The sequence below is a fragment of the Pseudoalteromonas sp. SCSIO 43095 genome, assembly GCF_023650455.1.
Classification (GTDB): domain Bacteria; phylum Pseudomonadota; class Gammaproteobacteria; order Enterobacterales; family Alteromonadaceae; genus Pseudoalteromonas; species Pseudoalteromonas tetraodonis.
Genome location: NZ_CP087996.1, coordinates 75,800 through 98,811, shown reverse-complemented (window position 1 = coordinate 98,811; position 23,012 = coordinate 75,800). Strand labels below are relative to the sequence as shown.

The window sequence follows — 23,012 nt, the reverse complement described above, 5'->3', positions numbered from 1 at the left end:
ATAAATAAGTGTTTAAAAGCACTATGGGGATAAATTTTATCCCCATAGTAACGCTTTATCTAAATTATTCATCTTGTTGGCACTGGCTTGTGATCGGTAATTGCCTAAGCACTTTCATCTGTGGATCTACAGTAATATGATCAACAGGTTTAGCTTTGGTAGTAATGACTCCTTCAATCGGTGTGTAAACTTGAAGCTGGCCATTGATTGAAATGGGTATTGGCACTTTAAAAGGTGTCGCATCTTTTTCACTTTTGCTCCAATATAAATTGGCCACGTTATTTTGACGTTCTATGGTTAGTGTGGGCAATGCAGCTTGTTTTAAATACACATCAAATAGCCAGTTATAGTCTTTTTTTGTAATGTGATTAACAATATCAATAAACTGCTGCGTGTTGCGATATCGCGATTGAATTGGGTAACTGAGGCTTTGCGTGTCGCTACTCCCGTAGATTAACTCGCGTGTTGCTTGCCAAAATAACTCATCACCAATTAACCAACGCAAAGTGTGTAATGTCCAGCCTCCTTTACCATAAATATCTGAGTTAAAAGCTTCTTTTGAGCTTAATTCACCTTTATTAACAATAGGTTGGCAGTTTTTTATCCCTAAATAGGCTTTATACATTGCATGGTTATAAGCAGCCTCACCAAAGGTATATAAACTGTAAGACGGTTGCATGTAAAAGCCAAAACCTTCATGTAACCACGCATCATTCAATTGCTCATAAGTCATTAAATTACCAAACCACTCATGCGCTAATTCATGCTGAATAAGCCAATCATAACCACTAGGGTCGCGAGTATACCCTTTGCCATAAGCATTTATCGTTTGATGTTCCATGCCTAAATGAGGCGTTTCTACAAAGCCAAGTTTTTGTTGCCCCCAAGGATATGGACCTAACACAGATTCAAAAAATGCCATTTGTTGATAAACATCGTTGCTGAGCAAATTACTGGCTTTTTGCCTATTTTCAGGTAACACCCAAAATTCCACAGGAATGTCAGTACCATTTATACTGGTATATTACTGTTGAATGCGCTCAAATGGGCCAATATTCAGCGCAATGTTGTAATCACTCGCAGGCTCAGATAAAAACCAATCAAACTCGGTAGTCTTGTTTTTTGTAATACAGTTACATTTTTTAGTACCCCGTTACTGGCAACATGCAATCCAGTCGGTACCGTTACCCGTATTCGCATACTATCGGCTTTGTCACTAAAGTGATCTTTACAAGGCCAAAATAAATCACAGCCCTCACCCTGTACTGCTGTCGCTATCCAAGGTTTACCATCGTTTGTTTCACTAAATACAAAACCACCACTCCATGGAGGATTAAGCGCAATATGTTGCTTGCCTGAATAGTTAATGGCAACTTCAACCACTTCTCCAGGGTACTTTTTCTCATATAAGTTAATCGTAACCACACCACGAGAATGGATAAAGTCAGCTTTCTTATCAGCCACTGTTACTGTGTTTATACTAAAGCGACTGTCGAGTTTTAGTTCAATTTGCTGAGTTTCTTTAATGACCCGAAATACTGTTTTCCTTATGCCGGCTATCTGCTTTTCTTCTAGAAAAACGGCTAACTTAAGATCATAGAAAATAACATCGGTTGATTGAGCCACGCTAGATAATGGTTGACCAGTATTAGCAACGAGGGGATCTAATTTTGCAGGTTTGCTGGTGCAGACACTGAGTATATATCAATGTAACAACCAAGTAACACCTAATCACATGGTGCAAGAACAACATAAATAATAAGCTCTTATAATTATAACTTTTTAATATAATTACATAGTTTTACGTTTATAGTGTTTAAAAATACGAATTGCTTATTTTTCAAGTTAACTAGTTACTTTATTTTACATTTAGCAAGGGATAAACCTTAAACAGCAAATATGTTTAAGGTTGTTTTTGCCATTTCATTTTATTATTGGTATCGCGTGAAGTGATAATGGTTTCATCACTACTTTGAATACCGCCAAGCTTGGCGAGCCGGTCATAAAGAACAACATTACAGGTTGCTGCTAAATTCATACAGCCTATGGTTGGAATATAAACCACATCATCACACCATTTTAAAACGTCTTTTGGCACTGAACCATCCTCTGGACCAAACACATAAAATGCGTTTTCAGGATGGGTAAATTCAGGCAAGGGAGTCGCCCCTTCTATTAGCTCTATGACCACCACTTTAGCGCCTTCAGGCTTACATGATGCTAAGTTATCAGTGGCGGTTAATGGAATACGTTGCACTACATTTTTAGTATCGGTATGAAATTTTTGTGCGTTTAGATAACGGTTACCAGTAAAAAAAACCTGCTGTGCGTCATAACAGCCTGCGGCGCGTAATACGCCCCCCACGTTGGTCGGGCTTTTAGGATTAATTAAACCAATACTTGCTTGTAATTTACTCATTAATTGCAATCCTTGGTTGGCCACTCGGCTATATACAAATCAAAATCTTCTAGCTTTACGTCACAGTCTTTTACGGTTTTATCTTTAACAGAAATGTTTAGCTCGTGCATTTTAGTTTTATCGCCGTTATTAAGTAACGGATGCCACGTTGCTAATCCACGTCCTTCGTGAAGTCGGCGATAGCTGCAGCTTTGCGGCATAAAGAAAATGTCTTTGAGGTTTTCTTTGGTAAGCTTAACGCAAGAAGGCACTAAGGTTTGGCGGTTTTCGTATTCACTACAACCACAGGTTGCGTTATCAAGGTATTGGCAAACAATATTGGTAAATATAAGTTGCTCACCTTCTCTTAGCTGATCAGTGGCGGTAAAGTCATCTTCGTCTTCGCTGTCAATAAAGGTGTTTAAACAACACTTTCCGCATCCGTCACAAATGGCTTCCCATTCTTGCTGGTTCATTTCATTGAGACTTTTGCTAAGCCAGAATTGGGTTTTTGTTAATTGTTGATCAAACATGGTGTTCTCGCGCCTTTTAAGAGCGCGCATTCTAACGTATTGCAGCAAAGCGCGCAAAGCCAATCCCTGTTTAAATAATGACTTTGCGCGATTATGTTATTGCTGAGATTTAACCCAACGTTTAATTTTTTGCTCTAAGATAGGCATAGGCAATGCGCCATCTATTAATATTTGCGTATGAAAGGCTTTAATATCAAATTGCTCGCCTAACTGCTGGTGGGCGTAGTCTCTAAGCTCTTTAATTTTAAACTCACCCAATTTGTACGATAATGCTTGCCCAGGCCATGCAATATAACGCTCAACCTCAGCAATAACATCGCTTTTTGCCATTGAAGAGTTAGCTAACATGTAGTCAATGCCTTGTTGACGTGTCCACCCTTTGGCATGAAAACCTGTATCAAGCACTAAACGCATAGCTCTTAGCTGCTCATCGTTAAGACGCCCGTACCACATATACGGGTCGGTAAATAAACCAAGCTCTTTGCCAAGACTCTCTGCGTATAATGCCCAGCCCTCAGCAAACACAGTGTAGCCGCCAAATTTACGAAAATCGGGCAGGCTTTCTACTTCTTGTTGCAGTGCAATTTGAAAGTGATGACCAGGTGCTGCTTCATGAATAGACAGCGTTTCAAGTAAAAATTTAGGCTGCGCTTTTAAGTTGTAAGCATTAATGTAAAAGATACCCGGACGAGAACCATCTGGTGCAGGCCCTGCATAAGATGCCCCCGCTGCCGATTGGGCACGATACGCTTCTACTGCTTTAACAATGTAAGGGGCTTTAGGCTCAATATTAAACAAGCGCGGTAAGCGCGCATCTATTTTTAGTTTAATATCTTCATAGGCGGCAATTAACTCATCGGCTGTTTTATAATAAAACTCATCTGAGTCACGTAAATGATCAAAAAACGATGCTAAATCACCTTTAAATCCCACGGTATTTTTAACCGTTTTCATTTCACTTAAAATTCGAGCCACTTCACTTAAGCCAATGTCATGAATTTCATCTGCTGATAAACTCAACGTGGTGTTTTTCTTGATTTGATATTCGTACCACGCTTTACCATTAGGTAAATCAGCATAACCAACAGAATCGCGAGCATGAGGAATATAATCGTTGAGTAAAAACTCACTCATACGCTGATAAGCGGGCACTAATTTATCTAAAATAAGCGTTTTATACTGCTCAGTGAGTTGCTGTTTTTGTGCATTAGAAAATGAGTCGGGCATGGCCTTTATTGGTGAATAAAATAATGAATCTTCTGCGTTAGTTACTATGTGCACTTTAAACTGAGGCAATAATTTTTTAGCCAACGGCATAGGCAATACTACACCTTGTTTAACACCTTGCGCCATTGATTGTTCAACACTGGCTAACCATTTCACAAAACCATCAGCACGTTTAATAAATTGCTCATAGTCGGCAACAGTATTAAAGGGCTGTGCACTTTGCCCTGAACCAAATCCAGCAAAGGTATTATGTGCTCCCGACATTTGGTTAATCGGTAACAAATAATCTTTATATTGCATGCCCTCAAGCTTTAGGGCTAAATCTCGCGATAATACTTCAAAGTTAAGTAGCGCCTGCCCTGTTAATTGTGATTCATCGATTAGCGTTAAACGTTGTTGATATTTTTTATAAAAAGCAGTTTTTTTATCACGATTAGCCTGCGATATCACCGGCAAGAATTGATCATCGAATTCATGGCGACCGTTATAAGTGGCGCTTAAGGGATTAAAGGTTAATGACTCATCGTAGTACTGGGCAACGAGCACATCTAACTGTTGCTCGGCTGATAACTCGCTTATTACAGGCGCGACCGGCTGATTTGTGTTTAATTGTGAGCAGGTGCTCATACAACCACTTAAGGCAAACATAACGCTACTGGCAACCAGTGCCATTTTAATAACTTTCATAAAGATCCTTGTTAGTTTTTACCCGCTAATTATGCGGTTTTAAATGGCTTAAATAAAGTAATTACGGTGAGTGGGATTCGTCGCTAGATAATTTACTCAATAGCTAATGATTGCTACATTCAGGTAAATTTAAATAATTAAATAATTAAAATGATCAAAATAAAAAAACATTTACTAACTACATCAATCGCATTACTGAGCTTAACAAGCGCAAGTACACTGGCAACCACCTATATATCGGCCAAAGCTTTGCTTGATGTAAAAACTGGAGAGCTAAAAGCTAATCCGTTAATCGCGATTGACGAGGGTGTAATAAGCCAAATTCAATTTAATAAAAAGCCAACGCTTACCAGTAATGATGAACTGATTAACCTACCTGAACTCACCTTAATGCCGGGGTTGATGGATATGCATGTGCATTTAACCAGCGATCCAACCGTTTCGCGCAGTGAACGTATAGGCCAATCAGTACCGCGTATGGCTATTAAAGCCAGTTACTTTGCTAAAAAAACATTAGAAGCCGGCTTTACCACAGTGCGTAACTTAGGTGCAGAAGGCTTTAGTGTTATTGCGGTTCGCGACGGCATTAATGCAGGTGATATTATTGGCCCTCGCATCTGGGCTGCAGGCCCTTCTTTGGGGATTACTGGCGGACACTGTGACAATAATCGTTTGCCTCCAGAAATGAAGTATACCGCCTCGGGGGTTGCTGATGGCCCATGGGCTGTTCGCATTAAAGTACGTGAAAATATTAAATATGGCGCTAATGCAATTAAATTATGTGCAACTGGTGGGGTATTTTCTAAAGGCACAAAGGTGGGCATACAACAATACGCATTTGAAGAAATGAAAGCCATTGTGGATGAAGCGCACATGCGAGAATTGCCTGTTGCGGCTCACGCACACGGCACTAACGGCATTAAAACAGCCATTAAAGCCGGTGTAGACAGCGTAGAGCATGCTAGCTTTTTAGACGATGAAGCAATTGAGCTTGCTATAAAGCACGGTACTTGGCTCTCTATGGATATTTACAATACCGAGTATACACTGAGCTTTGGTGAGCAAAATGGGGTAGATGAAGAGAACCTAAATAAAGAACGTCTTGTTTCTAAAAAGCAAAGAGACAGCTTTAAACGCGCCGTTGAAGCTGGGGTTAACATGGTATTTGGTACAGATGCGGCTATTTATCCACATGGTGATAATGCGAAACAGTTCTCGCGAATGGTTGAATTTGGTATGAGTGAATTGCAAGCTATTCAAGCCGCGACAATTAATAGTGCTAAATTACTAAAGGCAGATTCACAATTGGGGCAAATTAAAACTGGTTTTGCTGCTGATATTATAGCGGTGAGTGCTAACCCACTTAAAAATATTTCTACACTAGAGGGTATTCCTTTTGTAATGAAAGCCGGTGTCGTTTACAAGCAGTAAACCCAAAACATCTTTATAAGGTTGAGCTTAGCTCAACCTTAACAATTTTTTAGCTAATGTAGCTAAACTGCCCATTTAATCATCAATACTTTTTTAGATTCTCTCTTGGTAAAGCCAACTAGCGACTGCAATACCCCGTTAATATTTTTAAATGTGATTGTTTTTAAATCACATTGTATAACTATCAAGCAAACACACCCATTAAAGTAAAAAAGTTTGAACTTTTTATTTTATTTTAAAATGATAACCATTATCATTCACGCAAATTAACAAATGCGAATGGTTATCACTCTATGAAAAGGTTTCAATACTCACTACTCACACTCGCGTGCTTAAACGCGCACTTGGCATTGGCAAACGAGTCACAAGTTAATTCCGATATTGAACGTATCAGTGTTTACGAGCAACAAAACCGAGTGGTAATGAGCTCAGGTTTGGCTACTAAATCTGATATGTCACTAATGGAAACCCCTGCACCCGTGGTCATTGTTGATAAAGCGCTTATTGCATCGCAAGGTATTGATAGTTTACAAGATGTGATCCGTAATGTAAGTGGTTTAACGCAAGCCGGTAACAACTATGGCATTGGTGATAATTTAGTAATTCGTGGTTTAGGTGCTAATTATACGTATGATGGCATGTACGGTGGCGCAGGATTAGGCAATACATTTAACCCAACGCGCTCTTTAACTAATGTTGAATCAATTGAAGTATTAAAAGGCCCAGCAACTGGTTTATACGGCATGGGCAGTGCTGGTGGGGTGATCAATCTTATTGAAAAAAAGCCGCAGTTTAACGAGCAACATACCTTAGAAATGGATATTGGTCAGTGGGATAGTTATTCACTGGCGCTCGATAGCACCAATGCAATAACAGACGACTTAGCTTATCGAGTCATGGCAAAAACCGCCTCTAGCGATGGCTTTCGTGATTTAAAAGAACAACGTGATGAAATTTATTCGTCTTTAAAATATGTTCTAAATGATCAACATACGTTTGTGTTATCCGGAGCCTATATCAAGGACGCCATTGCTGTGGATTCTATCGGCCACCCTATTCGTATTTTTAACAGTGAATCGGTCAATGGTTTAACTGCAGGTGAAGTATCAGGCGCCGAATTAGTGAATGACCCTACAGCAAGTGGCTTACAATTGAGTGAAGCACAACGAAATGAACTAGCTAACTCTTTGGCAAGCAATGATGGTTTAACGCCCTTTAACTTTGGCACCAATGGCATAATATCACCGATGGCAAAGGATAACGAAGGTGAAGAGCTGCGTTTTAAATTAGCCCATAATTATTACATTAGTGATGATTTATTTGTTAATCAACAACTACAGTACCGTAATTACACCTCAAGTTTTGCCCGCCAAACAGGTGCTTACAACTACGTTTACTGGAAACGTAACGGCGTGATCAACCAAGACCCACGCGCACCGCTAGTTGTTGATGACGTGTTATACCCTTTTGCAGCCAGACGCCAAGAGTACCGCCAAGTAGAAGCGGATGAAAAATCATGGCAGTACTTTTTAGATTTACGTTATGACTTTATGCTCGGTAACATAGAAAACGAATTACTGGTTAACGCTAACTATGAAGATCGTGATATTCGTTTTAAACAATATTCTATTTACGATGCCGATAAGGTCATTAAAAACAAAGCCGGTGAGGTAATTTATCAAGGCGCACTGCCGTATATTTTTGATATGCGTCAGCCAAATTGGCCTACAGGTAAATTTAATGATTACGATCCGCTTAAAACCAGCGATTATAATAAAAAAGTACAAGCATGGGGTTTAGGCCTTCAGCATGTTGCCTACATTAACGATAAAATCACCACCCGTATTGGGATTGCTCATAACCGTATAAAACAAAGTTACGAGCATTTTGGTGTTGACCCACGTTATAGTCAAAGCCGCGCAAACCCAACGCCAGAGGCAAACACTTCAGATAGCGGTTTAACGTACAATTTAGGAGCTACTTATCAATTAAGCACTGACATGGCTTTATTTTTAAATCACTCAAAAGGTCGTACTGCCTACAGTGTACTTGGATCTGTTGCTGGTAATGAAGCCGATAGAGAAGACTCAGAATCTGTTAGTAACGATTTAGGATTTCGTTTTAAAGCGTTTGATGACCAATTACTGGCTTCAATTGTAGTATTTGAAAGTGCACGTACTAATTTAGAATATGCCAACCCACTTTATGAAGCAGGCGTGTCTGCACCAAACGTAGTGGAGAGCTTCTTTGATGGTGAAGAACAAACCAAAGGCGTAGAAATTGACTTAAATGCGTATTTGAACGATCAATGGAAAGTTAACATCAACGGGGTTTATCAAGATGCTCGCGATAAGACTAACCCAAACAGCACAAGCTTTGATACTCGCCAAAAAGGCGTGCCTTATGTAACTGCTAGCTCATGGGTAACTTACTCAGCTGCATTATTTGAATTACCTTACGCAATAGATTTAAGCGCAGGCTTCTCGTTTGTTGATAAGCGCAGTACTAACTCAAGTTCGTTCGGTATTGATAACGGCTACGTCCCTGCTTATACCGTGTATGATGCTGCAGTTAGCTATAAAGCAGACAACTGGCAAATGCAATTAAACATTAATAACCTGTTTAATAAAAAATACTATTCTAAAGCCATGTTTTTAGGCGGTATGCCAGGTGAGGAAAGAAATGCAAAGTTAAGCTTTAGTTATACGCTTTAACACAATGCGCACAAGCCAGGTTGGTTTGTGCGCACTATATTTTGGTATAGTTAGATTGTAACAACTATACGACCGTTAATTTCTCCTTTGAGCATATCATCGAAAATTTCATTAATATCTTCGAGTTTTTTCTCTTCAATGATAGCTTTTACTTTACCTTGTGCGGCAAATTCAAGGCATTCTTGCAGGTCTTTACGCGTACCTACAATAGAACCTACTACTGAAACACCATTTAACACAGTATCAAAAATTGGCAATGGCATATCTTCTGGCGGTAAGCCAACTAATACGCATTTGCCCCCACGGCGAACACTTTTATACGCTTGTTCAAACCCAGGTTTTGATACTGCGGTACAAACAACAGCATGTGCGCCACCTACTTGCTCAAAAATAGCCTCACTAGGCACCACTTCTTTAAAATCAAGCGTAATATCGGCGCCTAACTCTTTAGCTAAGGCCATTTTTTCTTCACCTGTATCTACAGCAATAACATTAAAGCCCATTGCTTTTGCATATTGCACCGCTAAGTGACCTAAACCGCCCACACCAACAATGGCAACCCATTGACCCGGTTTTGCATCTGATACTTTTAATGCTTTATACGTTGTTACGCCGGCACAGAATAACGGTGCAGCTTCAGCAAAGCCTAATCCTTCCGGTATTTTGATGATGTAATCACCATGTGCTAAACAATATTCTGCATAACCACCATCAATTGAGTAACCGGTATTATGTTGCGATAAACACAGGGTTTCACGTCCATCTAAACAAAATTCACAATGGCCACAGGCGCTATACAACCAAGGTACACCCACTCGGTCGCCCACTTCTAAATGTTTAATATTACTGCCTAGTTTTTCTATTACACCCACGCCTTCGTGACCTGGTACCAATGGCATTTTTGGTTTTACCGGCCAATCACCATGACACGCATGTAAATCGGTGTGACATACACCACAAGCGGCTATTTTAACCAGCACATCGTTAGGACCTACCTCTGGGATTGGTAAATCGGTGATCGCCAACTTGCCTTTATATTCTGTATTTATTGCTGCTTTCATAGTCATTCCATCGTTTATAAAAAATTTATGCTATTTAACAAAGACGTTAAACAACAATGTCATGTTACATACCCGCAACATAACCTACTATAGATGCTTTAATATTAATCTATATCAATCATTAGTCGTAAAACGTGGTTTTTTATCCAAGCTAAACGCTTGCCATACTTAACCAGCGTGCTAGCATAGCTTTCATTTATTTTTGAAACTTGTAACAATGACATTATCAGAAAAAAACTTTGCCTTTGTAATGCATTGTGGCGAGATGGGCAGCCGCTGGGGATTTAATCGTACAATCGGCCAAATGTGCGGATTACTTATTATTACCAAAGATCCAATGACGGCAAACCAAATCGCAGATGCACTGAGTATTTCACGCGGTAACGTAAGTATGGGAATTAAAGAATTACAATCTTGGCAGCTGATCAAGGTAATGCATATCCCAGGAGATAGAAAAGAATACTATGCACCTGCAGGCGATATTTGGGATATGGCTAATCGCGTGTTTGAAGAACGTAAAAAGCGTGAAGTAGAACCTACGCTTAGCTTACTTAGAGATAACTTATTAGATGAAGCAAGTAACGACGATGAAATTTATGCACAAAAACAAATGGGCGAAATTCATAACTTACTTGAAACAGTGACTAAATGGTCGTCAGAGTTACAACGCTTAACCCCAGAGCAGCTCAACAAACTAATGAAGCTAGGTTCAGGCATTGGCAAAGTCATTGACCTCAAAGATAAAATATTCAAAAAAGAGCAATAACCATTAAAAAAAGCCGCAATGAGCGGCTTTTTAGTTATTCGGTTGAGCTTAAATTTTTGGGTAAGCAATTCTATCTGACAAATAACCTACGCTGGTAGCAAAGTAGTATGAACGATTCCAGTGCATAAATACTTTGTAGTTATCGTATGCTAAATACATGCGTCCATTTATATCATCCGGCATGACTAATGCTGCATCTACAGCAACCGTAGGTAAATCACTGCCATCAACACGACGAACACCTAATGCTTGCCAATCTGCTAAAGAGCGCTCTGATTTATCCCAATACTCTAGCCATTGCTTTCGGGTTTTAGTACCGCGCTTTAATATATACTGCTTATCAAAGTCAGCGGGCAATTGTACCTGGCGACCCCAGGTTAAATTATCATTCCAACCCTCTTGCTTTAAGTAATTAGCAATTGAAGCAAACGCGTCTTCTTTGGTTGTCCAAATATCTTTGCGGCCATCGTTGTTGTAATCAACGGCGTAGGCATTAAATGAGGTTGGCATAAATTGGGTTTGACCCATAGCACCCGCCCAAGAGCCTTTAAATTTATCAAGCGTGATATGACCCGACTTTAATATATCCAGTGCTGCCCACAATTGGCGTTTGTATAACGCTTCACGACGTCCATCAAATGCTAAAGTTACTAAGGATGAAATAACATTGTGGCCGCCTTGAATAGCGCCAAAATTGCTTTCTAAACCCCAAATAGCCACAATAAAACGCGCTTGAACACCAAAGTCTTTTGCTACTTTTTCTAAGACTTCTTGGTTTTCTTTATACAATTTACGCGCACGATCTATTTTCCATTGCGGTACTCGTTTTGGTAAATACGTTTCCAGCGTTTCTTTTACTTCTGGCTGGTTTTTGTCTGCTGAAATGACTTTTTCTTTATAAGATGCAGTGGCAAATGCTTGCTCAATTAACTGAGTATCGTAGCCTTTTGCAATTGCCTCTTGCTTTAAATTAGTAAGATATTGTTGAAACTCAGCTTGTGTTTTTGCCATTACCGATGAGCTTAAACACACACCACACAATACAACCGCTAATTTTTTAATCACTATCTACTCCATTTTGTTTTCTTAATTGACTTAGCAAGTTTTCCTCAGGTGGCGGAATTTGTAAATAATAGCCTTGGTCGCTAAGCGACTGTTTTAAAGTGTCTAAATCCGCTACGCCTAATTGAGTTCGCTTCGCTAAGTTAATGATCATCACGTACTGAGGTTGACCAAACATGGTCATTAAAGGTTCCGGAACTTTACTAAAATCGTCTCTTTTTTCAATAAATAAGAAAGTATCTGCTTTTTTCTTACTTTTATATACCGCAGTTAGCATTATGGCCCTATAAAATCTTGCTTAACAGTGCTACACACTATAACATGGCAATAATAATAAGTTATAAAAATTAGTGTGGAAACTGTAATAAAAGCCTTGTTCAGCCTAGGTTTATATAAAGTTACATGCTAACTAGACAATCCAGTTGAGCATCTATGTCGGACCAAATTTTTGAGCTAAAAGGCAACCTCTTTACGTTATCAGTTTTGCATCTTTATAGTACTGATATTAACCTTTTAGCAGAACAACTGTATGTAAAAATTGCCCAAGCCCCAAAATTCTTTGAGGGTGCCCCTATCGTCGTCAATTTAATTGAAGTAAAAAACAGCGCAATCGACTTTGTTCACTTAAAATCGCTTATTGAACGCATGAGCTTTAATGCCGTGGGTGTATGTAATGGTTCGGATGAACAGCATAAACAGGCAAAAGCCGCAGGGTTGTCTGTTTTAAACTATTCTCAAGACGTTAGGAGCGAACCCGCAAGAGTAGAGCCAAATACTTCGGTTGTAGAAAAAACCGTGTATTTACCAGCGCAAATTATTAATGGTGCGGTGCGCTCAGGCCAACAAGTTTACGCCAAAGACCGCGACTTGGTGGTGTTAGGCGCGGTAAGCCATGGCGCAGAAGTTATTGCCGATGGCAATGTACATATTTACGGAACCCTACGAGGGCGTGCAATTGCCGGTGCAAAAGGGCTCGAAAACGCATACATATTTTGTAATAAATTAGAAGCAGAACTCGTTTCAATCAATGGTAATTACTGGATCAGTGACTCACTGCAAGGTGAACACTGGGGTAACGCAGTTCAAATACAACAAAAAAATGAATCTTTAGAAATTTCAGCTTTGGTTAAAGGATAAATCTCATGGCAAAAATAATTGTCGTTACCTCGGGTAAAGGGGGTGTTGGTAAAACAACATCAAGCGCAGCAATTGGTACAGGCTTAGCATTAAAAGGCTACAAAACTGTTATCATCGATTTTGATATCGGCTTACGTAATTTAGACCTCATCATGGGTTGTGAACGTCGCGTAGTGTATGACTTTGTTAATGTGATCAATGGCGAAGCTAACCTTAATCAAGCACTCATAAAAGACAAACGTGTAGAAAAGTTATTTTTACTTCCTGCTTCACAAACTCGCGATAAAGACGCACTCACCCGTGATGGTGTTGAACGCGTATTGAACGAGTTAAAAGAAGACTTTGACTATATTGTTTGTGATTCTCCTGCAGGTATTGAAGCCGGAGCTATGATGGCGATGTACTTCGCTGATGAAGCGATAGTTACAACCAACCCTGAAGTCTCGTCAGTACGAGATTCGGATCGTATTCTAGGCATTTTACACAGTAAATCGAAACGTGCCGAAGAAGGATTAGAAAACATTAAAGAGCATTTGCTAATAACACGCTATAATCCAGATCGTGTATCAAAAGGTGAAATGCTATCTGTTGAAGATATCCAGGACATCCTAGCCATAGACTTACTAGGTGTCATTCCTGAATCTCAAGCAGTACTTAGTGCATCAAACTCTGGACAGCCGGTAATTCTTGATAGCGAATCAGACGCAGGTCAAGCTTATGCTGATGCGATCAGTCGTTTATTAGGCGAAACGGTTGAATTTAGATTTTTAGATGTAGAGAAAAAGGGTTTATTCAAACGGATATTTGGAGGTTAATGTGTCTTTACTTGACTACTTCCGCTCAGAAAAGAAAAACAGTGCGTCATTAGCAAAAGAGCGATTGCAGATCATTGTCGCGCACGAGCGTTCTCAGCGTGGAACACCAGATTACTTGCCACAATTAAAGCAAGATATTCTTGATGTGATTCGTAAGTACGTTAATGTAGGCGCCGATGCGGTTCAAGTTCAGTTTGATCAAAATGAAGACGATTTAGCGGTACTCGAGCTCAATGTCACATTACCTGACGAAGAAAAGAAATAACAAACAAGGGCGCTAAGCGCCCTTTTTATTTGTTTGTAACTCGCCTTTATGACTTTAATTATCCCACTCTTTAAGAGCGTCTTTAACAAAGTCATAGCGCCATGAACTGAGTAAATCTGGCTTTATGTGTTTTTCTTTTTGCTGAGCAGTTAACTTCCAATTCCAACTAATTAGCTGATTTATTTGCTTTTTAGAGGCCATAACGTCTTCTGGAATGTTATGCTCTTTAGCAACTTTAGTAATTTTTTGTTTGATCTCCTTCGCTACTTTTTTATAGGTAGGAAAATCAATTAACCGCTTTAATACTTGTGGGTGTTGCTCAGCTGGAATGGCTTTGGCCTGCTCAATACACTTTAAAATTTCAACCCCAGAACGATTCACTTCAATGGGTTCTACCCCAGGAATTTGTCTCAGAGCATTTAAACTTGAAGGGCCTCGTTTGGCAATTTCGGTCATATTGTGCTCTTTAAGTACAAAATTAAGCGCTAGATTTTTACGAATGGCTTTATTTCGACGCCATACTGCTAACTCTTTAAGTACCGCTAGTTCATGCGGCTTAAGTTGCCATGCATTTTTAATTTCTTTGTAAAGTAGCTCATCCGGAATTTGAAAAGCACGTTTATTGGCAACTAATTCACTTTCATTGATCACAATATCAAATAAATCAGCGGCTTTAATGCTATCTATAATTAACTCAAAACATGGCAGCAGGTGATACGTATCAGCAGCAGCGTATTCAAGTTGCTTTTGAGTAAGGGGGCGTTGTAACCAATTAGTGCGCGATTCGCTTTTATCAATCTCAATATTCAATAATGTTTTCACCATTAAGGCAAAGCCCATACAGTTTCCCTCACCTAATAGCTGAAGTGCAAACTGGGTATCGAATAAAGGATAAGGAACAAACCCTGCGTACTTTTGAAAAACTTCAATATCTTCTGAGGGTGAATGGAGTACTTTTAGCACTTTAGGATCTTTAAGTATTTGCCAAAAATCAAACAAGGAAAGCTCGGCAAGCGGGTCAATAAGCGCTAAATGTTCGCCATCATAAACTTGAATAAGTGCAACTTCTGGATACAAAGTACGGCGGCGCATAAACTCGGTATCAATAGCAAGAATGGGTTTGTTTTTAATTTGTTCTACAAACGTATTAAGCTCATTTTGGGTTTGGATCAATTGGTAGTGCACTGAGTCTCCTACAATAAAAAAGCCGACTGATGTCGGCTTTTTTATAGTTGCTAATCTTTTAAGGCTCTTCTGAGAATTTTACCCACGTTAGTTTTGGGTAACTCATCCTTAAACTCAACGAGTTTAGGAACCTTGTAATTAGTTAAATTATCACGACAATGTTTTATTATATCTTTTTCAGTTAAAGAAGGGTCTTTTTTCACAACAAAAACTTTAACTTGTTCACCACTAATGTCATGAGGGATACCAACCGCAGCCACTTCAAGGACGCCTTCGTGCATGGCAACCACTTCTTCTATTTCATTTGGGAAAACATTAAAGCCTGAAACAATAATCATGTCTTTTTTACGATCAACAATGTAGAAAAAACCTTCGTCATCGTAAGTGGCAATATCACCAGTTGCAAACCAGCCATCTTTTAAACATTCAGCCGTTGCATCAGGGCGATTATAATAACCAAGCATCACTTGCGGACCTTTTACCCACAGTTCACCCGGCTCACCTTTAGCAGCTTCTTCACCGTTATCGAGCATTAATTTAATGTCAGTACTTGGCGCAGGTAGACCGATAGAGCCATTATAAGCTTCTAAATCATACGGGCTAATTGTGACTAAAGGAGAACATTCTGTCAGGCCATAGCCTTCCATTAGTTTGCTGTTAGTGACCTTTTGCCATTTTTCTGCAACAGGGCGTTGTACTGCCATGCCGCCGCCTAATGACATTTTAAGGTGACTAAAATCAAGCTCAGAGAAACCAGGGGTATTTAATAAGCCATTAAATAAAGTGTTCACCCCTGTGATAGCAGTAAATTTATGCTGACTAAGCTCTTTTACAAATCCAGGCATATCACGTGGATTAGTAATTAAAACGTTTAAGCCGCCGTATTTCATAAATGTTAAACAGTTCGCTGTTAATGCAAATATATGATAGAGCGGTAGCGCGGTAATAACCACTTCTCTACCACGCTCAAGCACGTTATCTAAACAACCAGATACTTGCTCAAGGTTACCCACCATATTACCGTGGCTCAACATTGCCCCTTTAGATACGCCGGTTGTACCACCGGTGTATTGTAAAAATGCTAAATCGCTTAAGTTAACCTCTGGGCGCTTATAGCCATTCAGATCAGCTTTTAATAAATCACAAAAGTTAATCGTGTTAGGCAACGTATAGCTTGGTACCATTTTTTTGAAATGCTTAACAACAAAATTGACTAAATGCTTTTTGAGTCCGCCCATCATGTCACCAACCTGCGTAACCACAATGTGTTTAACGTCAGTATTAGGCAGTGCTTTTTCAAGCGTGACAGCAAAGTTAGCAAGAATAAATATTGCTGATGTTTCAGAATCTTTTAATTGGTGCTCTAGCTCACGAACGGTATATAGCGGATTAACGTTAACCACCACACACCCTGCGCGTAAAATACCTAATATAGCAATTGGGGTTTGCAACAAGTTAGGCATCATAACAGCGACTTTATCGCCCTTTTTTAACCCTAAATCGTTTTGAATATAAGCCGCAACACGTTTTGTTGCCGCGTCAATTTCGTTATATGACAATGTTTTACCCATATTAGTAAATGCAGGTAAATCTTTGTAATCATTAAAACTTTTTTCAAACACTTCGAGTAACGAGTTGTAGTGCTCAGGATCGATTGTTTCAGGCATACCTTCTGGGTAGCGCTTAAGCCAGATTTTTTCCACTCTTAGCCCCTGTTTATAATTATATTTTTATTAACCTTAATCTAAGTAAGGCACTTTCACAATTGAGCAAATACTCTAATCTAGAGATAATCCCACATTTATCGGTAATATACAATTAACATGCACTACTTTGCACCATAAATGCGTGAATGTGTTCAAAACATAGTCCACTACTTTGCATATGGCAATGATGCCCACCAGGCACATCTATTACACTCAAGTTATTGTAATATTTACTATACTTGTCTAGATTTTGTTTTACAAATGGATAACCTTTATCACCTAATATTAATTGACATGGTGCAATTAATTCTTTTATTGCACCAATACATTGCGATTCATCAAATCGAAAACCTGAGTGATTTTTAAGCTTAGGATCAGTCGTTAACTCAAACCCACTGTGCATTTGTTTTATGTTTCTGTCCATCAACAACGCGATTAGTTCATCATTTAAATCAGTTGTTTTTGCACGCGCTTGATAAATTTGTTGTTTTGAAGTGTATACCCGTGATTTTTTTGTACTAAACCTTGCTCGGTTTAGTATGGCATTTCTTAGTTGAGAACACACTTCATCGCTATCGGTGGTAACACAGCCTATACCTTCAATAAAAGAAACCGATTTTACGTACTCACTAAAACAACTAGCAAACAGCCCTGCTACCATAGCCCCCATAGAATGACCAACCAAGTGTACCTTCTTTAACTTAAGCGCTGTGATTAATGCATACACATCATCCACATAATCAATAAAGTAGTAATGTGCTTGAGGGCTTCGCCAAGATGACAGTCCATGCCCTGGAAAGTCAATGCAATACCATGTTTGCGAAGGTGCAGCACGACTCAGCATAGGCACGAAGCTAGCACAATTATCTAGCCAGCCATGCAGAGCGATAACGACGTCTTCACCGTCTCCAAATTTAATACCGTGTATATCTAAGTCATTAGCTTTTACCGAAAATGGTTGCAACGCAAACCTCAACTTTTTTATTTGGTTATGGCCATAACATACAAGAGTTAATACACAAATAATAGAACTGAACTAATAGAACACACACTTAAATTTCGAGATTTCATAACATATTCATTTATTTATCTTGCTATCGGTATACAATAATAGTCGCTATTAAAATAAGTACACTTAAAGGGTACGTACAATGAAAAAACAGTTCGGCTTATTAGCGCTTTTATGTACAACAGGAGCATTCGCTCAAACAGCGCCTAAAAATGTTATTTATATGATTGGTGATGGCATGGGTCCCGCTTTCACTACCGCTTATCGTTATTACAAAGATGACCCTACAACAAAAGAAATAGAAACAACCGTTTTCGACACTATGTTAAAAGGCATGGCGCACACTTATCCTGATGACCATACTTATGTAACAGACAGCGCAGCAGGTGCAACTGCACTTAGCAGCGGTCATAAAAGTTATAATGGCGCAATCGCTGTCGATACGGCTAAAAAACCGGTTAAGACCATGCTAGAAATTGCAAAAGAGCAAGGAATGACAACAGCGTTAGTGGCTACTTCACAAATTAACCATGCAACACCTGCAAGCTTTGCCGCGCATAATGAATCAAGAAGAAATTATGATGACATCGCAAACGACTACATTGACAATAAAATTGCTGGTAAATTACCGGTTGATTTAATGTTAGGCGGTGGAACTCAATATTTTATTCGTGATGACAGAAACTTAGTCGACGAATTTAAAAAAGCAGGTTATCAATACGGTGACGATATTAAAAACTTAGGTCAAATTACACAAATCCCTGCTATTGGTTTATACGCACCTAAGGGATTACCTTTTGCGCTAGATGAAAACCCTACGAGATTAAAACAGTTAACCTCTAAAGCGTTTGATTTGCTTGATGGGCAAAACGATAAAGGCTTTTTTGTGATGATTGAAGGCAGCCAAATTGACTGGTGTGGTCACGCAAATGATATTGCTTGCGCAATGGCTGAAATGGACGACTTTGCAAAATCAATCGAAACGGCAAAAGCCTATGTAGATAACAACCCAGACACTATTTTAGTGATCACGGCTGATCACTCTACAGGCGGTTTAACCATTGGCGCGCATGGCCAATACAAATGGGGAACCGACATCATCAAAGGTGTTAAAGCCACTGCGGGTACATTAACCAAATTATTAATGGGATCAGATAACCTTAAAACGGTATGGCAAGCCAATACCCGTATTGAGTTTACAACTGAAAACGAAATTAAACTTAAGCAAGCTAAAGCCATGGGTGAAAAAACCCTTAATTTAGCGGTTAAAAGCATTATCAATGATTTAAGTTTCACTGGTTGGACAACGGGCGGACATACCGCTTCTGATGTGCAAGTATTTGCCTATGGTAAAAATAGCGATGACTTTATTGGTTCACAAAACAATACTGACATAGCTAAAAAACTGATTAGTTACATAAAACAGTAATCACTGGTATAAAAATAAAAAGCCCGAATAATCTATTCGGGCTTTTTATTTGGCTATTAATTTTATAATTAAGCATATATATCAACACCAATTAAGCTTTGAACTTCAGCTCTTCGCTCTAAATTAGCAAACTCAGTGTAAGTAGAAATTGCCTTACTAACTTGCGCACTCGGTTGATCGTAAATAGTTTGGCTATATTGGGCCTCTTTGGTGTTCGCTTTTACAAACTCTTTTGCGAGTTCAAGCCCTTCGGGGCTACTCTTAACATAGTCTGTATTGGTTTTCTGTGGTATTGGCTGCTCTGATAGTCGTTCGGGCTTTGCCGTAACAACAGCAGTAGAACGCACCTTAGCAGGGATATCACCAGTAAAAAAACCAGAGCTTATAGGCAGCGACATTACGCTTCTCCAACCAACAACATGCTTAAATTATGATTTAAAATAGTTCAATATGCAAACAATACAACTTAGCGTTATTCGCGGCCTGGTAATTTTTTCCAGGTCACTGTGTCACGCACATACTTAGGCTGAGCATCGCTGGCTTTTACGCCATTACCTGCAAGGTACTGTGCATCCACTAACGCTAACATGTATTGTGCATCGGGTAGCGTAATTTCAGGGTGTACACTCACATTTGTAAATGTAGTTAATGCATCGGGATAACTTTTAAATCCAGTCCCCACGCCGGTTGCTGTTTTGTTTGTGTCTATCAATGAAGCATCAAGCAGTTCAGGCTTAAAAACACGTTCTTCACCTTGAAGTGTCATCAAATTATTATTAACTTGGTATTGAGCAAAGTATATTTCCCCCATACGCGCATCAATGCTTGAATAAACCACTTTATCGCCAAATTGTTCAAACGCTTGTTGCGCCATAACCGCTAAGGTAGAAACCCCCACTAGCGGTAAATTCGTTGAATACCCAAGCCCTTGTGCTATGGCTACGCTAATACGCACACCCGTAAAGCTACCTGGACCTTGGCCAAAGCCAATAACATCTAAATCTTTTAATTTACAATTGGCTTTATTAAGCAGCTCATCAATAAGTGGCAGAATTTTTTGACTATGCTGCTGCGGACACTCTTCAAAATGATGAAACGTTTTACCTTGATAATGCAAAACAAGCGATAAAGCCTCTGTAGAAGCGTCTAGGGCGAGAATGTTACTTTTGATCATTTTTGTACTCAATTAATATGTTTTAAAAATGTATTTGCATCTTCTAAGCTACGTGTACGGCGCATTGGCGGTAAACTCTTTAAAAATACTTGTCCATATTGGCGTGTAACTAAACGATTATCGCAAATTACTAACACACCTTTATCTTTGTTATCACGAATTAAGCGACCTACGCCCTGCTTTAAGGCAATAACCGCTTGTGGTAACTGAATATGCGCAAAGGGATCTTTTCCTTGCATTTGGCAATCCTGCATTCTAGCTTGCAAAAGCGGATCATCGGGCGCTGCAAACGGCAGTTTGTCGATAATAACACAGCTTAAAGTACTGCCTCTTACATCAACCCCTTCCCAAAAGGACGCTGTGCCGAGTAACACGGCATTACCATGACGGGTAAATTTTTCTAATATAATGCGTTTAGACATTTGCCCTTGCATGTAAACCGGATAGTCCATTTGTGTGGTTAAGCCCTCAGCCACCAAATGCATCATTCGGTAACTAGTAAATAGCACAAAACAACGCCCTTTTGCTGATTTTATGAGTTCGAGAGTTAACTTTACAATCGCATGCGGCATATTATCGGCGTGCGTTTCAGGTAAATAGCGCGGCAAGCACAAAAGCGCCTGATTTTCATAATCAAACGGACTGTCTACCATCATACTTTGCTTTGGTTTTAACCCAAGGCTGGCATTAAAATGAGTGAGTTCGTTGTCGACCGATAACGTGGCCGAGGTAAACACAAACCCTGCGCCAGACTCTTTCATCATCAAAGCAAATTTAGCCGATACATTCAGTGGCGTTATATTAATGGTTAAATAGCGCCGCGTGGTTTCGTACCAATAACTAAAGCCTGTTTGGGCGGTATCAAATACGCGCTCTAACTGGCCTTTAAATGCCAACACCCGCTCAAATGGGTGTTCAATTTTATCACTTCGTTCTAAGCAATGTTTTAAAACCTGGTACACAAATTCTAAATCACTAATAACGCGGTGTAATGCAGAGCAAATAAGCTTATTACTGAGCTTTTCACGCCAATCCCCGCGGCTACCGTCTACACCAAACTGCAATCTTAAATCGGCGACACTGGTTTCCAGTTTATTCAAACTTTTTCCTAATTGCAGCATGTCTGGAATTTCAGCGCGGTAAATAGCGCGTAAATCATTAATTAAATCCACCAGCTTTTTAGTACTCATGGTTTCGCCAAAATAGTCGCTGGCAATTTCACTTAACTGGTGGGCTTCATCAAATATATAGGCATCTGCGTTGGGCATTAGCTCTGCAAAGCCAGACTCTTTAACCGCCATGTCGGCAAAAAATAGATGATGATTAATTACGACAACGTCGGCATCCCCTGCTTTTAAACGCGCTTTACGAATATAGCACTCTTGAAAGTCAGGGCACTCTTTACCTAAACAGTTATCTGCAGTAGAGCTGACATACGGCAACACTTTGGCATCTTCTTCAATACCAATACAGTCGGCTAAATCGCCGGTATGCGTTTCACTGGCAAATTTAGCAACCATAGCAAGTTGGTGCATTACATCAGGGTCGTCTGTGGGGACGTGTGCAACATGTTGGGTAAGCCGATAAGTGCATAAATAATTGGCACGCCCTTTTAACAATGCCGTTTTTTTAGCCGCGCCTAAGGCTTTTACTAACACCGGTAAATCACGATGAAACAGCTGTTCTTGCAGTGCTTTAGAACCGGTTGAAATTATTGTTTTGCCTTTAGATTTGAGGGCTGGCGCTAAATAAGCAAAGGTTTTACCTGTGCCAGTACCGGCCTCAACAACAAGCTGGGAACTTGTTTTTAATGCATCCTCAACAGCCACAGCCATATCAATTTGAGGTTGGCGTGGTGAGTATCCATCTATTGATAAAGCCAAAGGCCCGGTTGCACTAAACAGCTGTTTGATAATACCAATCACTTTATAAAAAATAATAGCGGGATTCTACGTAAGCTATTGATGAAGGGCAAGCCAAATAGCGTGAGAATTTGGCCTTTAAAGGGGCTTATGTCCCTGTTAATTATTGTGCATTTATAGTTAACCTAATGCCACTTGCATTATGATAGCCTTTAACATCTATATGCCATATACCTGCCTGGGTTGCAGAAACAGTGCAACTTTCTGTGTTGCCGTTTATATGGCCTACACACAAATTGTGTATTTGAAGATGCGCACCGAAATTTAAATACAAATCAGCATCGCCGCTTCCGCCTGAAATAGCAACGTTTAGGGAGGCATAACCCGCGGCTAAACGTTGTTCAAAACGCTGCCAATCACCTGTATTTACGCTAATGTTATCTTCTACGCGATTGATAGGCTCTAAAGCGCCTGCGGGCTCAAAACTGCCCGTCAGATAAACATTATTAATTGCGCTGTATGCCTCAACCATGACATAGTAAGTGCCTTCA

The 23,012-nt window shown here is 39.6% G+C and carries 22 protein-coding genes; 7 read left to right on the top strand and 15 right to left on the bottom strand.

All coding sequences use genetic code 11. The annotated features are described in order from the left end of the window. Positions 1 to 64: 64 nt before the first annotated feature. From LOC50_RS14825 to LOC50_RS14805, 5 genes are all read right to left on the bottom strand, one after another. Entirely contained in the window at positions 65 to 994 is a 930-nt protein-coding gene (locus LOC50_RS14825) for a M1 family aminopeptidase (protein ID WP_250654086.1), read from the bottom strand. A gap of 62 nt (positions 995 to 1,056) precedes the next feature. Next, positions 1,057 to 1,626 (bottom strand): gluzincin family metallopeptidase, encoded by a 570-nt coding sequence (locus tag LOC50_RS14820; protein ID WP_250654085.1) that lies wholly within the window; start codon positions 1,624 to 1,626, stop codon positions 1,057 to 1,059. A gap of 277 nt (positions 1,627 to 1,903) precedes the next feature. Continuing rightward, positions 1,904 to 2,419, bottom strand: a complete 516-nt coding sequence (locus tag LOC50_RS14815) for an RNA methyltransferase (protein ID WP_036984020.1) — start codon at positions 2,417 to 2,419, stop codon at positions 1,904 to 1,906. After that, positions 2,419 to 2,931 carry a YcgN family cysteine cluster protein gene (locus LOC50_RS14810; RefSeq protein WP_250654084.1) on the bottom strand — a complete coding sequence of 171 codons (513 nt, stop codon included), beginning with the start codon at positions 2,929 to 2,931 and terminating at the stop codon, positions 2,419 to 2,421. The genes LOC50_RS14815 and LOC50_RS14810 overlap by 1 nt, the downstream gene beginning before the upstream one ends. Positions 2,932 to 3,027: 96 nt before the next feature. Beyond that, on the bottom strand, positions 3,028 to 4,845 hold the full coding sequence (locus LOC50_RS14805; protein ID WP_250654083.1) for a DUF885 domain-containing protein: 1,818 nt from the start codon (positions 4,843 to 4,845) through the stop codon (positions 3,028 to 3,030). A gap of 159 nt (positions 4,846 to 5,004) precedes the next feature. On the opposite strand from LOC50_RS14805, the gene LOC50_RS14800 reads away from it, so the two are divergent. Both LOC50_RS14800 and LOC50_RS14795 read left to right on the top strand, forming a co-directional pair. Further along, complete coding sequence (locus tag LOC50_RS14800) at positions 5,005 to 6,276, top strand: Xaa-Pro dipeptidase (RefSeq protein ID WP_175416146.1); 1,272 nt, start codon at positions 5,005 to 5,007, stop codon at positions 6,274 to 6,276. A 293-nt stretch (positions 6,277 to 6,569) separates the two neighbouring features. Next, positions 6,570 to 8,990, top strand: coding sequence for a TonB-dependent receptor (locus tag LOC50_RS14795; RefSeq protein ID WP_250654082.1), 2,421 nt, complete (start codon positions 6,570 to 6,572; stop codon positions 8,988 to 8,990). Between the two features lie 50 nt (positions 8,991 to 9,040). On the opposite strand, the gene adhP is transcribed toward LOC50_RS14795, so the two are convergent. Continuing rightward, positions 9,041 to 10,051, bottom strand: a complete 1,011-nt coding sequence (gene adhP / locus LOC50_RS14790) for an alcohol dehydrogenase AdhP (protein ID WP_036984016.1) — start codon at positions 10,049 to 10,051, stop codon at positions 9,041 to 9,043. Positions 10,052 to 10,268: 217 nt separating this feature from the next. Between adhP and LOC50_RS14785 the strand changes: the two genes are divergently transcribed. After that, positions 10,269 to 10,817: a GbsR/MarR family transcriptional regulator gene (locus LOC50_RS14785; protein WP_013463314.1), complete on the top strand. Its 549-nt coding sequence runs from the start codon at positions 10,269 to 10,271 to the stop codon at positions 10,815 to 10,817. 48 nt (positions 10,818 to 10,865) lie between these two features. Here LOC50_RS14785 and LOC50_RS14780 read toward each other — a convergent pair whose 3' ends face one another. Both LOC50_RS14780 and LOC50_RS14775 read right to left on the bottom strand, forming a co-directional pair. Beyond that, a complete protein-coding gene (locus tag LOC50_RS14780) occupies positions 10,866 to 11,882 on the bottom strand; it encodes a lytic murein transglycosylase (protein WP_016900168.1) in 1,017 nt (338 codons plus the stop codon). Next, positions 11,875 to 12,156 carry a YcgL domain-containing protein gene (locus LOC50_RS14775; protein ID WP_036984015.1) on the bottom strand — a complete coding sequence of 94 codons (282 nt, stop codon included), beginning with the start codon at positions 12,154 to 12,156 and terminating at the stop codon, positions 11,875 to 11,877. Before LOC50_RS14775 ends, LOC50_RS14780 begins: the two co-directional genes overlap by 8 nt. 155 nt (positions 12,157 to 12,311) lie before the next feature. On the opposite strand from LOC50_RS14775, the gene minC reads away from it, so the two are divergent. From minC to minE, 3 genes are read left to right on the top strand one after another with little or no spacing between them, the layout of a single operon-like run. Continuing rightward, positions 12,312 to 13,016: a septum site-determining protein MinC gene (minC, locus tag LOC50_RS14770; protein ID WP_069439736.1), complete on the top strand. Its 705-nt coding sequence runs from the start codon at positions 12,312 to 12,314 to the stop codon at positions 13,014 to 13,016. A 5-nt stretch (positions 13,017 to 13,021) separates the two neighbouring features. Further along, on the top strand, positions 13,022 to 13,831 hold the full coding sequence (minD, locus tag LOC50_RS14765) for a septum site-determining protein MinD (protein WP_013463309.1): 810 nt from the start codon (positions 13,022 to 13,024) through the stop codon (positions 13,829 to 13,831). A 1-nt stretch (position 13,832) separates the two neighbouring features. Continuing rightward, the gene (minE, locus tag LOC50_RS14760; RefSeq protein ID WP_008111532.1) at positions 13,833 to 14,096 is read left to right on the top strand and encodes a cell division topological specificity factor MinE; all 264 of its coding nucleotides are present in this window, start codon (positions 13,833 to 13,835) and stop codon (positions 14,094 to 14,096) included. Positions 14,097 to 14,150: 54 nt separating this feature from the next. Here minE and rnd read toward each other — a convergent pair whose 3' ends face one another. The 3 genes from rnd to LOC50_RS14745 all read right to left on the bottom strand — a co-directional run bounded on the left by rnd (position 14,151) and on the right by LOC50_RS14745 (position 17,951). Beyond that, entirely contained in the window at positions 14,151 to 15,281 is a 1,131-nt protein-coding gene (gene rnd / locus LOC50_RS14755; RefSeq protein ID WP_013463308.1) for a ribonuclease D, read from the bottom strand. 50 nt (positions 15,282 to 15,331) lie between these two features. Then, positions 15,332 to 16,984, bottom strand: coding sequence for a long-chain-fatty-acid--CoA ligase FadD (fadD, locus tag LOC50_RS14750; RefSeq protein WP_036984013.1), 1,653 nt, complete (start codon positions 16,982 to 16,984; stop codon positions 15,332 to 15,334). Positions 16,985 to 17,099: 115 nt separating this feature from the next. Continuing rightward, complete coding sequence (locus LOC50_RS14745; protein WP_250654081.1) at positions 17,100 to 17,951, bottom strand: alpha/beta hydrolase; 852 nt, start codon at positions 17,949 to 17,951, stop codon at positions 17,100 to 17,102. A gap of 187 nt (positions 17,952 to 18,138) precedes the next feature. On the opposite strand from LOC50_RS14745, the gene LOC50_RS14740 reads away from it, so the two are divergent. Further along, positions 18,139 to 19,425, top strand: coding sequence for an alkaline phosphatase (locus LOC50_RS14740; protein ID WP_076923228.1), 1,287 nt, complete (start codon positions 18,139 to 18,141; stop codon positions 19,423 to 19,425). 68 nt (positions 19,426 to 19,493) lie between these two features. Here the strand turns inward: LOC50_RS14740 and LOC50_RS14735 are convergent, their stop codons facing one another. The 4 genes from LOC50_RS14735 to LOC50_RS14720 form a co-directional block, all read right to left on the bottom strand. Beyond that, entirely contained in the window at positions 19,494 to 19,823 is a 330-nt protein-coding gene (locus LOC50_RS14735) for a hypothetical protein (protein WP_013463304.1), read from the bottom strand. 74 nt (positions 19,824 to 19,897) lie between these two features. Then, complete coding sequence (tsaB, locus tag LOC50_RS14730; protein WP_250654080.1) at positions 19,898 to 20,599, bottom strand: tRNA (adenosine(37)-N6)-threonylcarbamoyltransferase complex dimerization subunit type 1 TsaB; 702 nt, start codon at positions 20,597 to 20,599, stop codon at positions 19,898 to 19,900. A gap of 8 nt (positions 20,600 to 20,607) precedes the next feature. Next, complete coding sequence (yoaA, locus tag LOC50_RS14725) at positions 20,608 to 22,524, bottom strand: DNA repair helicase YoaA (protein WP_250654079.1); 1,917 nt, start codon at positions 22,522 to 22,524, stop codon at positions 20,608 to 20,610. A gap of 100 nt (positions 22,525 to 22,624) precedes the next feature. After that, complete coding sequence (locus LOC50_RS14720; RefSeq protein ID WP_250654078.1) at positions 22,625 to 22,993, bottom strand: PPC domain-containing protein; 369 nt, start codon at positions 22,991 to 22,993, stop codon at positions 22,625 to 22,627. Between the last annotated feature and the right edge of the window lie 19 nt (positions 22,994 to 23,012).

Excerpts from the sequence above, each read along its gene's own strand:
- LOC50_RS14720 (WP_250654078.1), bottom strand. The coding sequence starts at position 22,993 with ATGGTTGAGGCATACAGCGCAATTAATAATGTTTATCTGACGGGCAGT.
- adhP (WP_036984016.1), bottom strand. The coding sequence starts at position 10,051 with ATGAAAGCAGCAATAAATACAGAATATAAAGGCAAGTTGGCGATCACC.
- LOC50_RS14740 (WP_076923228.1), top strand. The coding sequence starts at position 18,139 with ATGAAAAAACAGTTCGGCTTATTAGCGCTTTTATGTACAACAGGAGCA.
- LOC50_RS14815 (WP_036984020.1), bottom strand. The coding sequence starts at position 2,419 with ATGAGTAAATTACAAGCAAGTATTGGTTTAATTAATCCTAAAAGCCCG.
- LOC50_RS14775 (WP_036984015.1), bottom strand. The coding sequence starts at position 12,156 with ATGCTAACTGCGGTATATAAAAGTAAGAAAAAAGCAGATACTTTCTTA.
- LOC50_RS14735 (WP_013463304.1), bottom strand. The coding sequence starts at position 19,823 with ATGTCGCTGCCTATAAGCTCTGGTTTTTTTACTGGTGATATCCCTGCT.
- tsaB (WP_250654080.1), bottom strand. The coding sequence starts at position 20,599 with ATGATCAAAAGTAACATTCTCGCCCTAGACGCTTCTACAGAGGCTTTA.
- minC (WP_069439736.1), top strand. The coding sequence starts at position 12,312 with ATGTCGGACCAAATTTTTGAGCTAAAAGGCAACCTCTTTACGTTATCA.
- LOC50_RS14810 (WP_250654084.1), bottom strand. The coding sequence starts at position 2,931 with ATGTTTGATCAACAATTAACAAAAACCCAATTCTGGCTTAGCAAAAGT.
- LOC50_RS14785 (WP_013463314.1), top strand. The coding sequence starts at position 10,269 with ATGACATTATCAGAAAAAAACTTTGCCTTTGTAATGCATTGTGGCGAG.
- LOC50_RS14795 (WP_250654082.1), top strand. The coding sequence starts at position 6,570 with ATGAAAAGGTTTCAATACTCACTACTCACACTCGCGTGCTTAAACGCG.
- LOC50_RS14805 (WP_250654083.1), bottom strand. The coding sequence starts at position 4,845 with ATGAAAGTTATTAAAATGGCACTGGTTGCCAGTAGCGTTATGTTTGCC.
- minD (WP_013463309.1), top strand. The coding sequence starts at position 13,022 with ATGGCAAAAATAATTGTCGTTACCTCGGGTAAAGGGGGTGTTGGTAAA.